General features: G+C 65.9%; 12 protein-coding genes. All 12 read left to right on the forward strand.

What is annotated here, in order from left to right:
- The first annotated feature begins 3 nt into the window (after positions 1 to 3).
- The gene (gene mraY, locus U1702_RS02040) at positions 4 to 1,074 is read left to right on the forward strand and encodes a phospho-N-acetylmuramoyl-pentapeptide-transferase (RefSeq protein ID WP_332721610.1); all 1,071 of its coding nucleotides are present in this window, start codon (positions 4 to 6) and stop codon (positions 1,072 to 1,074) included.
- Positions 1,071 to 2,411, forward strand: coding sequence for a UDP-N-acetylmuramoyl-L-alanine--D-glutamate ligase (gene murD, locus U1702_RS02045; RefSeq protein WP_332721612.1), 1,341 nt, complete (start codon positions 1,071 to 1,073; stop codon positions 2,409 to 2,411). The genes mraY and murD overlap by 4 nt, the downstream gene beginning before the upstream one ends.
- Complete coding sequence (locus U1702_RS02050; protein WP_332721614.1) at positions 2,408 to 3,643, forward strand: peptidoglycan glycosyltransferase FtsW; 1,236 nt, start codon at positions 2,408 to 2,410, stop codon at positions 3,641 to 3,643. Before murD ends, U1702_RS02050 begins: the two co-directional genes overlap by 4 nt.
- Positions 3,643 to 4,800: an undecaprenyldiphospho-muramoylpentapeptide beta-N-acetylglucosaminyltransferase gene (murG, locus tag U1702_RS02055; protein WP_332721615.1), complete on the forward strand. Its 1,158-nt coding sequence runs from the start codon at positions 3,643 to 3,645 to the stop codon at positions 4,798 to 4,800. Before U1702_RS02050 ends, murG begins: the two co-directional genes overlap by 1 nt.
- Entirely contained in the window at positions 4,797 to 6,230 is a 1,434-nt protein-coding gene (gene murC / locus U1702_RS02060) for a UDP-N-acetylmuramate--L-alanine ligase (RefSeq protein WP_332721616.1), read from the forward strand. Before murG ends, murC begins: the two co-directional genes overlap by 4 nt.
- On the forward strand, positions 6,227 to 6,418 hold the full coding sequence (locus U1702_RS02065; RefSeq protein WP_332721618.1) for a hypothetical protein: 192 nt from the start codon (positions 6,227 to 6,229) through the stop codon (positions 6,416 to 6,418). Before murC ends, U1702_RS02065 begins: the two co-directional genes overlap by 4 nt.
- The gene (gene murB, locus U1702_RS02070; RefSeq protein WP_332721620.1) at positions 6,418 to 7,356 is read left to right on the forward strand and encodes a UDP-N-acetylmuramate dehydrogenase; all 939 of its coding nucleotides are present in this window, start codon (positions 6,418 to 6,420) and stop codon (positions 7,354 to 7,356) included. The genes U1702_RS02065 and murB overlap by 1 nt, the downstream gene beginning before the upstream one ends.
- Positions 7,353 to 8,288, forward strand: coding sequence for a D-alanine--D-alanine ligase (locus U1702_RS02075; protein ID WP_332721622.1), 936 nt, complete (start codon positions 7,353 to 7,355; stop codon positions 8,286 to 8,288). The genes murB and U1702_RS02075 overlap by 4 nt, the downstream gene beginning before the upstream one ends.
- Complete coding sequence (locus U1702_RS02080; RefSeq protein ID WP_332721623.1) at positions 8,285 to 9,178, forward strand: cell division protein FtsQ/DivIB; 894 nt, start codon at positions 8,285 to 8,287, stop codon at positions 9,176 to 9,178. The genes U1702_RS02075 and U1702_RS02080 overlap by 4 nt, the downstream gene beginning before the upstream one ends.
- A gap of 9 nt (positions 9,179 to 9,187) precedes the next feature.
- Positions 9,188 to 10,447, forward strand: coding sequence for a cell division protein FtsA (gene ftsA / locus U1702_RS02085; RefSeq protein WP_332721626.1), 1,260 nt, complete (start codon positions 9,188 to 9,190; stop codon positions 10,445 to 10,447).
- A gap of 114 nt (positions 10,448 to 10,561) precedes the next feature.
- A complete protein-coding gene (gene ftsZ / locus U1702_RS02090) occupies positions 10,562 to 12,052 on the forward strand; it encodes a cell division protein FtsZ (RefSeq protein WP_332721628.1) in 1,491 nt (496 codons plus the stop codon).
- Between the two features lie 125 nt (positions 12,053 to 12,177).
- Entirely contained in the window at positions 12,178 to 14,202 is a 2,025-nt protein-coding gene (locus U1702_RS02095) for an SPOR domain-containing protein (protein WP_332721630.1), read from the forward strand.
- Positions 14,203 to 14,251: the final 49 nt, after the last annotated feature.

Consider the following 14,251-nt stretch of genomic DNA (forward strand, 5'->3'; position numbering starts at 1 on the left):
CAAGTGCTGTACGAACTCGCCGAATGGCTGGGCTTTCCGGGGCTGCTCAACCTGATCCGCTATCTGTCGTTCCGCACCGGTGCGGCGGTCGCGACGGCGCTGGTGATCGGTCTCATCATCGGGCCGCGCTTCATCGGCTGGCTGCGCGTGCGACAGGGCAAGGGGCAACCGATCCGCGCCGACGGGCCGCAGACACATCTGGCGAAGCGCGGCACCCCGACGATGGGCGGGCTGATGATCCTCACTAGCCTGTGCCTGTCGGTGTTGCTGTGGATGGATTTGAGCAATCCCTATGTCTGGGCCTGCACCTTCGTGACGCTGGGTTTCGGGATGATCGGGTTTCTCGACGATTACGACAAGGTGCAGAAGTCCAGCACGGCGGGCGTTTCGGGCAAGGTGCGGTTGCTCGGCGAATTTTTGATCGCGGGCGTCGCGGCATGGGTCATCACGCTACAGAACGGGACCGTGCTGTACGTGCCGTTCTTTAGCCAGTTCAGCGTCGATCTGGGCTATTTCTACATCGTATTCGCCGCCTTCACGATCGTGGCGTTCGGCAATGCGGTCAATCTGACCGACGGGCTGGACGGGCTGGCGACGATGCCGGTGATTATCGCCAGCATGGCGTTCATGCTGATCGTCTATGTCGTCGGCAACAAGATCTACTCGACCTATCTGGGCATTCCGCATGTGGCGGGAGCGGGCGATCTGGCGATCTTCTGTGGGGCGATCGTCGGCGCGGGCCTTGCGTTCCTGTGGTTCAACGCGCCGCCCGCCGCCGTGTTTATGGGCGATACCGGGTCGCTGGCTTTGGGCGGCGCCCTGGGCGCGATCGCGGTGACGTCGCACCACGAGCTGGTGCTGGGCATCATCGGCGGGCTGTTCGTGGTCGAGGCGCTGAGCGTCATCATTCAGGTGTTCTGGTACAAGCGCACCGGCAGGCGCGTGTTCAAGATGGCTCCGATCCATCATCATTTCGAGCAATTGGGCTGGAGCGAGCCGACGGTCGTGATCCGGTTCTGGATCATCGCGTTCGTGCTGGCGCTGGCCGGGCTGGCTACGTTGAAGCTGCGGTGATTACGAGCGCAGCCTGGCGCGGCAAACGCTTTGCGGTGCTGGGGTTGGCGCGCTCGGGCGCGGCGAGCGTGCGCGCGCTGGTGGCGAGTGGGGCAGATGTGATTGGGTGGGACGACAACCATGCGGCGCAGCAAAGCGCTTGGGAGCAGGTGAAGGCTGATCGTCGTAATGGCGTCGAGCATCTCGGTTTCCAGACCAAGGACTGGATCAGCTTTCCGATCGATCTGAGCCGCTTCGATGCGGTGATCGTGTCGCCGGGCGTTCCGTTGAACCGCCATATCGTATCCGAGAAGGCGCGGGCGGCGAACGTGCCCATCATCGGCGACATCGAACTCTTCGCACAGGCGCGCGCCGAATTGCCGCCACACGAGGTCGTCGGCATCACCGGCACCAACGGCAAGTCGACCACGACCGCGCTGATCCACCATATCCTTGAAACCGCCGGCATCCCCGCGCGGCTCGGCGGCAACATCGGTCTGCCGATCCTCGACCAAGACCCTTTGCCATCAGGCGGCGTCTACGTGCTCGAACTGTCGAGCTATCAGATCGACCTGACGCACAGCCTGGATTGCGATGTCGCGATCCTGCTCAACATCACGCCCGACCATCTCGACCGCTATGATCTGGGGTTCAAAGGCTACATGGCATCGAAGGCCCGGCTGTTTGAGATGCAGACAAAAGGGCATGCGGCGATCATCGGCATCGGCGATGAAGCGTCGGCCGCTGTTGCCAAAGCAGTGGCGGTCGTTGGCCGTAGCGAAGACCTGACCAAGATCGCGCCGGGTTTCTGCATGGACCAGTCGCGCTGGCCCGCGTTGCAAGGCCCACACAATGCGCAGAATGCGCTCGCCGCCATCGCCGCGTGCGAGGCTTTGGGCGTCGATCAGGCGAGCATCGATGCGGGGCTGGCGAGCTTTCCCGGCCTGCCGCACCGGATGGAGCGGGTGGCAACGCGAAACGGCGTAGTCTTTGTCAACGACAGCAAGGCAACCAACCCCGAATCCACCGCGCCCGCGCTGGCGGCCTATGACCGCATCCACTGGATCGTCGGGGGCAAGGCCAAGACCGAGGATCTGGAGGCGTGCCGTCCCGGCTTCGGGCATGTCGCGCGCGCCTATACGATCGGGGAATCGGCGGCGATGTTCGCGGATTTGCTGAAGGACCAGTTTCCGGTCGAACAGAGCGGGACGCTGGCCGTGGCGGTGCAATCGGCGGCGGCACAGGCCAAGGCGGGGGAAACGGTGCTGCTGTCACCCGCCTGCGCCTCGTTCGACCAGTTTCGGGACTATGAGGATCGCGGCGACCAGTTTCGCGCTGCGGTGGGGGCGTTGGGATGACGGATATCAGGCGTAATCTCCCGGTGGTGCAGCAGAAAAAGGGTCTGCGCGACCGGTTCGAGGACAAGCTGAGCCGCGGCAGCAAGTCGGCGGTCGGCCTGTGGTTCTGGGAGATCGACCGGGTTTTGCTGCTGCTCGCCTTGCTGCTGATCGGCATCGGGCTGGTCGCGGTGGCGGCGGCGTCACCGGCTTCGGCGGTGCGCTATTCCGACGCCGACAAGCAGTTCGCGGCGATGCATTATTTCTGGCGACAGGCGATGTGGATCGGCGTGTCGGTACCGGTGCTGCTGGTGGTGTCGATGCTGCCGGTCAATTTCGCGCGGCGCGCGGCGATCGTCGGGACAATCGTGTGCATCGTGCTGGTGGCGATTGCGGGTTTCTTTGGCGCGGAGGTCAACGGTGCGCGGCGCTGGATCGGCTTCGGCATCGCGTCGTTCCAGCCGTCGGAATTTCTGAAACCGTTTTTCATCATCACCACCGCCTGGCTGCTGTCGATGCGGGCGAAGGATGCCGACCTGCCGGTGATCCCGCTGACCGGCGTGTTGACCGCGCTGGTCGCCGCGTTGCTGATGAAGCAGCCGGATTTCGGACAGACGATGGTGTTCGGGCTGGTGTGGGTCGTGCTGCTGATGCTGGCGGGCATCTCCACGCGCGCGATCGGCGTGCTGGGCGGCGGCGCGATTGCCGGCGTGATCGCGGCCTATGTCTTTTACGACACGGCGCGCACGCGCATCGACAGCTTCCTGTTTCCCGATCCCGAAAAGGCGGCGGCAGAGCATTATCAGACCGACATGGCGCATGCCGTGCTGACCGCGGGCGGCGCGACCGGCACCGGGCCGGGCGGCGGCGAGGTCAAGTTCAAGCTGCCCGAGGCGCATACCGACTATATCTTTTCGGTCGTGGGGGAAGAGTTCGGGCTGATCGCGTGCATCGCCATCGCATTGCTCTATCTGGCGATCATCATTCGCGTGCTCATCAAATTGCTCGACGAGGAGGATAATTTCCGCCTGCTCGCCGCCGCTGGCCTCGCGGCCCAATTCGGGATTCAGGCGCTGATCAACATGGCGGTGAATACCGGGCTCGCGCCCTCCAAGGGGATGACCTTGCCGTTCATTTCCTATGGCGGATCGTCGATGATCGCGCTGTCGATCGGGATGGGACTATTGCTCGCCTTCACGCGGCGGAACCCGTATCTGAAGCGCTCACCCTATACGGTTCGAGGAAGCGGTTGATGGCGGGCAAGCACTATGTCGTGGCGGCGGGCGGCACCGGCGGGCACATGGTTCCGGCGGCAGCCCTGGCGGCCGAGCTGACGCGGCGCGGGCACCGCGTGGCTTTGGTCAGCGACGAGCGCGGCGTGCGCTTCCCCGACCTGTTCGACGGGATCGAGACGCGGGTGGTGCCGGCGTCGCGTTTTTCGGGTGGGCCGTGGGCGTGGATGAAGGCGACCGGGCTGATGTTGCGCGGGCGGCGTGCGGCGCGGGCGCTGTACCGCGAGTTTCAGCCGGCGGCGGTGGTGGCGTTCGGGGGCTATGCGTCGATGCCCGCGCTGATGGCGGCATTTTCGGCGAAGGTGCCGACGATCATCCATGAGCAGAATGCCGTGCTGGGTCGCGTCAACCGGCTGGTCGCGGGCAAGGTCGATGCGATCGCGACGAGCTATGAAAATGTCGAGCGGCTGAAGCCGAAATATGAGAGCAAGACACATCTGGTGGGCAATCCGGTACGCGAGGCGGTGCTGGACCTGCGGCTGAAACCCTATCCGCCGCTGGAGGAAGAAGGGATTTTCCGCGTCCTCGTTACCGGGGGGAGCCAGGGCGCAACCGTGCTGAGCGAGGTCGTCCCCGACGGGTTGGCATTGCTGCCCGTGCATTTCCGCCGCCGGTTACAGGTGACGCATCAGGCGCGGCTGGAGGACATCGACGAGGTTCGCCGCAAATATGCCGAGCATGGCATTCCGGCGGAGATCGCCACCTATCTGCCCGACCTGCCGGAGCGGCTGGCCTGGGCGCATATCGTGATCGCGCGGGCTGGCGCTTCGACGATCGCCGAGCTGACGGCGGCGGGGCGTCCGGCGATTCTGGTGCCGCTGCCATCGGCGACCGACGATCACCAGACCGCAAACGCGCGCGAGATCAGCGAAGCGGGCGGCGCGCGGACGATTTCGCAGCGGGCATTCACGGCGCAGGAACTGGCGAAGCAGATCCAGAAGCTGGGCCTCGATCCGGCGGCGCTGGCCAATGCCGCGGCGTGCGCGCGCAGCGTCGGGCGGCCGGATGCGGTGCGTGACTTGGCCGATCTGGTCGAATCGATCGATGCCGACTGGGCTTCGGCGGGCATGGGTCGGGCGGAACCGGTGACGATTCAGCGCGGGGAAGCTTACGCGTGAAGGGCGTCGCAACCGATATCGGCACCATCCATTTCGTCGGCATCGGCGGGATCGGCATGTCGGGCATCGCCGAGGTGATGCACAATCTGGGCTATAAGGTGCAGGGCAGCGACGTGGCCGAGGGCTATGTCGTCGAGGGACTGCGCAAACGCGGGATCGCGATTACCATTGGCCAGAGCGCCGACAATCTGGGTGACGCGGCGGTGGTGGTGACATCGACCGCGATCAAGCGTGACAACCCGGAAGTTCAGGGTGCCTATGCCCGGCGTATCCCGGTGGTGCGGCGGGCGGAGATGCTGGCCGAACTGATGCGCCTTAAATCGACCGTCGCGGTGGCGGGCACGCATGGCAAGACGACGACGACCAGCATGATCGCGGCGCTGCTGGATGCGGGCGGGATCGACCCGACCGTCATCAATGGCGGCATCATCAACCAGTACGGCTCCAACGCACGGCTGGGCGACAGCGAGTGGATGGTGGTCGAAGCGGATGAGAGCGACGGCAGCTTCCTGCGGCTCGACGGCACGATCGCGGTGGTCACCAATATCGATCCCGAGCATCTGGATCATTACGGATCGTTCGAGCGGGCGAAGGACGCCTATGTCGAGTTCGTCGAGAATGTGCCGTTTTATGGTGCGGCGCTGCTGTGCCTCGATCATCCCGAGGTTCAGGCGATCATCCCGCGTGTGCGCGACCGACGGATCGTGACCTATGGCTTTGCGGCGTCGGCGGACGTGCGCGGCGTCAACGTCCAGCCCTACCCCGGCGGCAACCGGTTCGAGGTCGTCATTCGCAACCGCGACGGCAGCACGCGATCGATCGAGCAGGTCGATCTGCCGATGGCGGGCCGTCACAATGTGCAGAACGCGCTGGCCGCAATCGGGGTGGCGCTGGAACTGGGCATATCCGATGCGACGATCCAGCAGGGTTTCGGCAAGTTCGGCGGGGTGAAGCGGCGTTTCACCAAGGTTGGCGAGATCGCCTTTGACGATGTCAAGCCAGCCATCGTGATCGACGATTACGGGCATCACCCGGTCGAAATTCGCGCGGTGCTGGCGGCGGCGCGTGAGAGTGCTGAGGGGCGGGTGATCGCGGTGGTTCAGCCGCATCGCTACTCGCGCCTTGGCAACCTAATGGATGACTTCGCACAGGCATTTAACGATGCCGACATGGTCTATGTGACCCCGGTCTATGCCGCAGGCGAAGCGCCGGTCGAGGGCGTCGATGCCGAGGCGCTGGTGGCACGGACCGGCGAGCGCGGGCATCGCTCGGCGGCGACAATCGCCGATGCCGATGCTCTGGCGGCGGAAGTCGCGCGGATCGTGCAGCCGGGCGACCAGATCGTGTGTCTGGGCGCGGGCGATATCACCAAATGGGCGGCGGGGCTGGCCGATGCGGTCGCCGCACAGCACGAGGGCGTGGTGGCATGAGCGACTGGTTCACCCTCGCCACCGACATGCAGCGCGAAATCCTGCGCGCACAAAAGGCGCAGATGAATGCCGCGCAGACGATGCTCGACGCGGGCAAGCAAGTCGCCGAATTGCAGGATGCGGGACAGAAGGTGGCCGAGGCCAACCTGACCTTGTGGAAGCAATGGTCGAAGATGTGGGGCGTGTGATGAGCGTTGCGCTTCTCCCCAAGGTTCGCGGGCGACTGACTCCCGACGCGCGGCTTGCGCCACTGGTGTGGTTCAAAAGCGGCGGGACGGCAGAATGGCTGTTCGAGCCGGCCGATGTCGAGGATCTGACGGCGTTTCTCGCCGATCTTGATCCGGCGGTGCCGGTAATGGCGCTGGGGCTTGGTTCCAATCTGATCGTGCGCGACGGCGGCGTAGCGGGTGTCGTGGTGCGGCTGGGCAAGGCGTTCGCCACGGTGACGCAGGATGGCGAAGATCCCGTCACGTTGGATTGCGGCGGTGGGGCTTCGGGTATCCTCGTCTGCTCGACCGCGCGCGATGCGGGTGTCGCGGGCCTTGAGTTCTTGCGCTCGATCCCGGGCACGGTCGGCGGGTTCGTGCGCATGAACGGCGGCGCCTATGGCAGCGAAGTGAAGGACATCCTCGTCGATTGCGATGTGGTGCTGCGATCGGGCGAGCTGGTGACGCTGCCGGTCTATGACCTCGAATATAGCTATCGCCATTCCGAATTGCCCGAGGGTGCGATCGTCGTGGCCGCGCGGTTTCGCGGGCGGCGGGGTGAGAAGCTGGCAATCCAGGCCGAAATGGACCGCATCGGTGCCGCTCGTGAGGAATCGCAGCCGCTGCGCAGCAAGACTGGCGGTTCGACCTTCAAGAACCCGCCGGGTGAAAAGGCATGGGCGCTGGTCGATGCGGCGGGCTGTCGCGGGCTGAAGCGCGGCGGGGCGCAGGTGAGCGAGAAGCACACCAACTTCCTGCTGAACACCGGTGATGCGACGAGCGCGGATATCGAGGGATTGGGTGAGGATGTGCGGGCGCGGGTGAAGGCGCATTCCGGCGTCGAACTGGAATGGGAAATTCAGCGTGTCGGCGTGTTCGCCGACGACGCCAATCAGAAAACTGTGGGTGTGGCGAAGTGACCGAAAAGCTCCACATTGCCGTCCTCATGGGCGGCTGGTCGGCCGAACGTCCCGTGTCGCTGATGTCGGGCGAAGGCGTGGCCGAGGCGCTGGAATCGCTGGGCCATCGCGTGACCCGCATCGACATGGACCGGGACGTTGCGGCGAAGCTCGCCGCCGCCAAGCCCGACGTCGTGTTCAACGCGCTGCACGGAACGCCGGGCGAGGACGGCACCGTGCAGGGCATGCTCGACCTGATGGGCCTGAAATACACGCATTCGGGCATGGTCACGTCGGTGATTGCGATCGACAAAATGCTGACCAAACAGGCTTTGGTGCCGCACGGTATTCCGATGCCGGGCGGGCATATCGTCAAGACGGCGGACCTGTACCAGGCCGATCCGCTGCCGCGCCCCTATGTGTTGAAGCCGGTCAACGAAGGGTCGTCGGTCGGTGTCGCCATTGTCACGACGGAGGGCAACTACGGCAATCCGATCGCGCCCGACGCCAAGGGTCCGTGGCAGGAATTCGACGAATTGCTCGCCGAACCCTTCATTCGCGGGCGCGAACTGACCACGGCGGTGCTGGGCGACAAGGCGCTGGGCGTGACCGAGTTGAAGCCGAAGAGCGGCTTCTACGACTTCGACGCCAAATATACCGATGGGCTGACCGAACATATCTGCCCCGCCGAAATCCCGGACGAGATCGCCGAGGCGTGCAAGCGTATGGCGCTCGACGCGCATCGGTTGCTGGGGTGCAAGGGCGCGTCGCGCTCCGATTTTCGCTGGGACGACGAATTGGGAATCAGCGGGCTGTTCCTGCTGGAGGTGAATACCCAGCCGGGGATGACCGCGCTAAGCCTTGTCCCCGAACAGGCGAAGCATCTGGGCATGAGCTATCCGCAACTGGTTCAGGCCATTGTCGACGAAGCGTTGAGCGAGGCGGGGACATGAGCCGCAAGCCCAGCCCCGCCAAACGTCCGACGGTAAAGCCGAAACGCCGGACACAGCCGAAGAAGAAACAGCCGGGCGTGCTCGACCTCGCCATCGCCGCGATTCCGCTGAGCGATGCGGCGCTGCATCGCGTAGTCGTCTGGGGCATCACCGGCATCGCGGCGGCGTCCGCGCTAGGTGTTGCGACGCTGTTCGGTGTGCCCGGCATGATCGGCACGGCGGTGGCGGAGGGTGTCGGTCGCGCCGGGTTCCGGGTCGAGCAAGTCGAAGTGTCCGGCATCAAGCGTGCCGAAAAGATGACCGTCTATAACTACGCGCTCGACCAGAAATCGCGCGCGATGCCGCTGGTCGATCTGGACGAAGTGCGCGGGCGGCTGATGACGATCGGCTGGGTTGCCGACGCGCGCGTCTCGCGCCGCCTGCCCGATACGCTGCAAATCCACATCGTCGAACGCAAGGCGGCGGCGGTGTGGCAGCATCAGGGTCAGCTGATGCTGATCGACAATGAAGGGGTGCTGCTGGAGCCGGTGTCGGCGGAGGCGATGCCCGATCTGCCGCTGGTGATCGGCGACGGTGCCTATGCGCAGCAGCCGGCCTATCAGCAATTGCTGAACGCCGCACCCGCGCTGAAGCCGCTGGTCAAGGCGGCGACATGGATCGGCAACCGCCGCTGGGATTTGAGCTTCAACACTGGCGAGCGGCTGGCACTGCCAGAGGGTGAGGTGGAGGCGGCCAAGGCGCTGACCAAATTCGCCGAACTGGACGGGGCCGACCGACTGTTGGGGCGCGGATACATGCGCTTCGACATGCGCGATCCGACGCGGCTGGTGGTGCGGATGCCGGGGCAGGTGGTTCGCAAAGAAATCGTAACGGCGAGTGTGGGCGAGTAGGGGATTATCATGGCCAAGACAGCACCTGAGGGACTGATTACCGCACTCGACATCGGATCGTCGAAAGTGTCCGCACTGATCGCGCAAAAGGGCGATGGCGGCGAACTGATGGTGCTCGGCACCGGGCAGCGCGAAAGCCGGGGCGTACAGCGCGGCTATATCGCCGACATGCGCGCGACCGAGGTCGCGGTGCGCGAGGCGGTCGAGCAGGCCGAGCGGATCGCCGGCACGAATATCGAGGATGTGTGGGTCAGCTTCTCCGCCGGTGGGCTGATCTCCGACATCCTTCGGCTTGAAGTCGATCTGGGCGGGCATCGCGTTGAGCAGTCGGACGTGGACGATCTGCTGCGCGCGGGGCGGGATTCGATCAATCCGGGCGGACGCATGGTGCTGCATGCGCATCCCACCCGCTATACGCTGGACGGGCTGGCGGGCGTGAAGCAACCCAAGGGTCTGCACGCCGAGCGGCTGGGCGTCGATATTCACGTCGTCTCGACCGAGGGTGCGCCGGTGCGTAACCTCGATCTGTGCGTCCGTTCGGCGCATCTGGAGGTCAAGTCGATCATTGCCGCGCCGGTTGCGACGGGGCTGGCGTGCCTGTCCGAGGAAGAGCGCGAGCTGGGCGTGGCGCTGGTCGAGATCGGGGCGGGCGTGACCAACGTGTCGGTGTACAAGGATGGCGTGCTCACCGGCCTCGCGTCGATCGCGTGCGGATCGGCCGATATCACCGACGATATCGCCAGCGCATTCGGCACGCGGCGCGGGCAGGCCGAGCGGATGAAATGCTTTTACGGCAGCGCCAACATGACGCCGCGCGACAATCACGAGATGATCGACGTCGCGCCGATCGCGGCGGACGAAGATGCGGAGAGCGGGCGCATTACCCGCGCGCAATTGATCGCGGTCATCCGCCAGCGGCTCGATCGGCTGATGGTCGATATCGGCAAGGAACTGACCAAGTTCAATTTCGAGGACCCGGTCGGGCGACAGATCGTGCTGACCGGCGGCGGGGCGGAGCTGAAGGGCATTGCCGATTATGCGCAACAGGCGTTGGGCCGTTCGGTGCGGATCGGCCGTCCGCGCGGGCTAACGGCGCTGCCGGAAGCGCATAGCGGGCCGGCATTTGCGACGCTGGCGGGGCTGGCGACCTTTGCCGCCGCCGATCCGGTAGACCTGCGCGCGCTGCAATCGTCGCATCAACTGGTTACGCGTGCGAATCCAAAGGCGATGTTTCAGCGCATGGTCGCGGCGTTTCGTGCGAATTATTGAAGAATAATGACGGGGGCGGATGATATCGCTGGAACCGCCCCTGCGCATGGTGCAAAACGCAAGATTAAGCAGGGGTCGCTCGTGGGGTGCGGCGCTTGAGGAGACACGTTAAAGATGAGCATCGACTTCCTTCCGCCCGACCTTGACGAGCTGACCCCCCGGATCACCGTGATCGGTGTCGGCGGTGCGGGCGGCAACGCGATCGCCAACATGATCCGCGCCGAGGTACAGGGCGTGGAATTCCTGGTCGCCAACACCGACGCACAGGCGCTGAAAACCTCGACCGCGGGGCAGCGCATCCAGCTGGGCGCGAAGATCACACAGGGTCTGGGCGCAGGCTCACGGCCCGAAATCGGGCGTGCGGCGGCGGAAGAGACGATCGATCATGTGCAGGAAGCGCTCAACGGCGCGCACATGGTGTTCATCGCGGCCGGCATGGGCGGCGGCACCGGCACCGGTGCGGCCCCGGTCATCGCCAAGGCGGCGCGCGACATGGGCATCCTGACCGTGGGCGTGGTGACCAAGCCGTTCGCGTTCGAAGGCAAGAAGCGCGCACAGGCGGCCGAAGCCGGCATCGAAGAACTTCAGAAGTACGTCGATACGCTGATCGTCATCCCCAACCAGAACCTCTTCCTGGTCGCCAACGCGAACACGACCTTCAAGGAAGCGTTCCAGATGGCGGACGAGGTCCTGCAACAGGGCGTTCGCGGCATCACCGATCTGATGGTCATGCCCGGCCTCATCAACCTCGATTTCGCCGACGTGCGTTCGGTGATGAGCGAGATGGGCAAGGCGATGATGGGCACCGGCGAAGCGTCGGGCGACAGCCGCGCGATCGAGGCGGCGCAACAGGCGATTGCCAACCCGCTGCTCGACGGCGTGTCGCTGAACGGGGCCAAGGGCGTGATCGTGTCGATCACCGGTGGCGAGGACATGCGCCTGCTCGAAGTCGATGAAGCCGCGAACCATATCCGCGAGCTGGTCGATGACGATGCCAACATCATCTGGGGATCGGCGTTCAATCCCGAGCTGGAAGGCAAGATTCGCGTGTCGGTCGTCGCCACCGGCATAGAGGCCGATCCGGCGCGTCAGGCGGCCCCCGCCGTGACCGCTGACACCACCCGCAGCTTCTCGTTCGGCACCGTGCGCCGTCCGCTCGCGCCGATGGGCGGCGAGCCTGCACCGGTAGCCGCGCCCGAGCCGGAGGCGGCAGCTGTGCCCGAGGCGACCGCAGAACCCGGTTTCTCGGCAACGCCAGCTGTTGTGGACGCCAGCGACGACGAACTGACGCTGGAAGCGCCGGTTTCGGATGCGGCACCGGTTGCGGACGCGGGTGACGACGAACTCGTTCTGGGATCGGACGAGATCGTGCCCGAGGCCGCACCCGAGGCACCTGCCGACGACTTGCCCGCCGAGCCGACGATTCGTCGCCGCTGGCTGACCGGTGGCGACGAGGAGCCGACACCGGCCGCCGAAGCGCCCAAGCCCAAGACCGGCGGCACGCTGTTCGAGCGGATGGCGGCGGCACGCGGCGGTGCGAAGGACGAGGACGACAAGGAGTCGCCGGACATCCCGCGCTTCCTCAACCGTCAGAATAACCAGTAATCCGGCGCGCCCCGCATGATTTGCGGGGCGTTCGTCCGTCTGTCGCCTGTGCGCCTCATTTTGCCGACCGGGACCCAAAGCGACAGTGTCCGTTCAGGCAGGAACGGGTGTAGCGACAAGCGAGCATGAATCGGAACCGTCACCCTCGCGCCGCGCTGATCGGACTGGCTTTGGCAATCGCCACGCCCGTCGCCGCGCAGGAAGTCGCGCCACCACCGACCCCCAACGCCGACCGGCTGGCCGACGAGATGCGCGTGCTCGCGCGCGATCCTCGCAATGTGCGATCGCTGCTCGCCGCCGGGGAATATAGCGCGCGTTTGAATGATCCGTCGGCGGCGGCGAGTTTCTTCGCGCGCGCGCAATCGCTCGATCCGGGCAACCCGCGATTGTTCGCCGGACAGGCGATGGTGATGGTGCGGATGGAACGGCCGGGTGAGGCGCTGCGGCTTTTCAACGAGGCCGAGCGGCGGGGGTTGTCGATGGACACCTATGCCTCCGATCGGGGCCTTGCCTATGATTTGATCGGCGCGCAGCCGCATGCGTTGCGCGATCACCGCATTGCGATGCGAGGCCAAAATGGGCTGGGGCCCGATGACGAGACGATCCGCCGCTATGCGCTGTCGCTGGGGATTAGCGGACGGACGCCTGAGGCGATGACCGCGCTCGACCCGCTGTTGCGGCGGACCGACCGCGCGGCTTGGCGCGCGCGCGCCTTCATCCTGGCGATGAACGGCGACGCGGCGGGGGCGGACAAGATCGCGGCGAGCATGATGGGCGGATTTGGGACGGCGCTGTCGCCCTTCTTCCGTCGCCTGCCGACGCTGAACGCGGCGGACAAGGCATTTGCGGTGCATTTCGGCGAGTTGCGCCGGACGACGGCGCGCATCGCCGATGCGCAAACCGCGCCGCCCTTGCCCCGCATTGCGGCGGAGCCCGTGGCAGTCGCGTCGGTGCAGCTACCCGCGACGCCCGATGCGCGCGGAAATCGTCAGACCACGCAGCGCGACGAAGGCGGACGCCGCGCGGCCGCGCGGCGGCGCGAGCGCGAGGATCGTCAGCGCGATCAACTCGCCGCGCGTCAGGCAGAGGCACAACGCGTGGCCGATGCCAGGGCGGCTGAGACGCGCGAAACGCAGCGGCTGGCCGACCTGAAGCTGCAACAGGAACGCGATCGGATGGCAGCGCAGCAGCGCGAAACCGACCGGCTGGCACAGGTGGCGCGCGATACCGAGGCACGGCGGGTCGCCGATTTGCAGGCGCGCGAGCGGGCGGCGACGGAACTTGCCGCGCGCAATGCCGAAGCGCAGCGGGTGGCGGAGGCGCAACGCCTTGCCGACGCCCAGCGCCTTGCCGAAGCGCAACGCGTGGCAGACGCACAGCGTGTCGCCGACGCACAAGTGCCGCCGACCCCACAGCCGCAACCTGTCCCGGTTGCCGAACCGGTGGCCCGTGCCAGCGTCCCGACGCCCGGTTTCGATACGCCCGCCAGTCCGCCGATACAGATTGCGGAAGCGCAGCCGCCCGCGCCACAGCCCGCCACGCCAGCGTCGCCGCGCGTTGGCGGTGAGGACAATGTGATCGCGCGGATCATTGCCGGGATCACGATTCCCGCGTCCGAACTGGGCGTCGAACCGATGCCGGGGCGTGAAACGCCCGCGCCGGAGCCGGTGCAGGTGGCACAGGCCCCCACGCCACCACCGGCGCCGGTCGAAATCGTCAGGGCACCGCCGCCAAAGCCAGTGGTCGAAAAGCCGAAACCCGATCCCGCCGTCGCGGCAAAGGCAAAAGCCGCGCAGTTGAAAGCCGCCGAAGCGAAGGCCGAAAAGGTCAAGGCCGCCGCCGAAGCCAGGGTGGCCGCCGCGAAGCTGAAGGCCGATCCGCCGCGCCACTGGGCACAGGTTGCGGGCGGCGCGAATGTCGGGGCTTTGCCGAAAGAATGGGCACGGCTGGTCAAGGAAGCGCCGGTCGAGTTCCGCGGCAGACAGGCGTGGACGACGCCACTGCGCTTCACCAACCGCCTGCTGGTCGGACCGTTCAAGACGCCGGGCGAGGCGCAGGCGTTCGTCAATTCGATCCGCAAGAAGGGGCTGACGGGGTTTTCGTGGAGCAGCGAAGCCGGACAGAAGATCGAGAAACTTGGGGTGAAATAGCGTCTCTCAAGCCCCTCCCCTTCAGGGGAGGGGTTGGGGGTGGGGCGTC

Source organism: Sphingomonas sp. LT1P40 (genome assembly GCF_036663835.1).
GTDB lineage: Bacteria > Pseudomonadota > Alphaproteobacteria > Sphingomonadales > Sphingomonadaceae > Sphingomonas.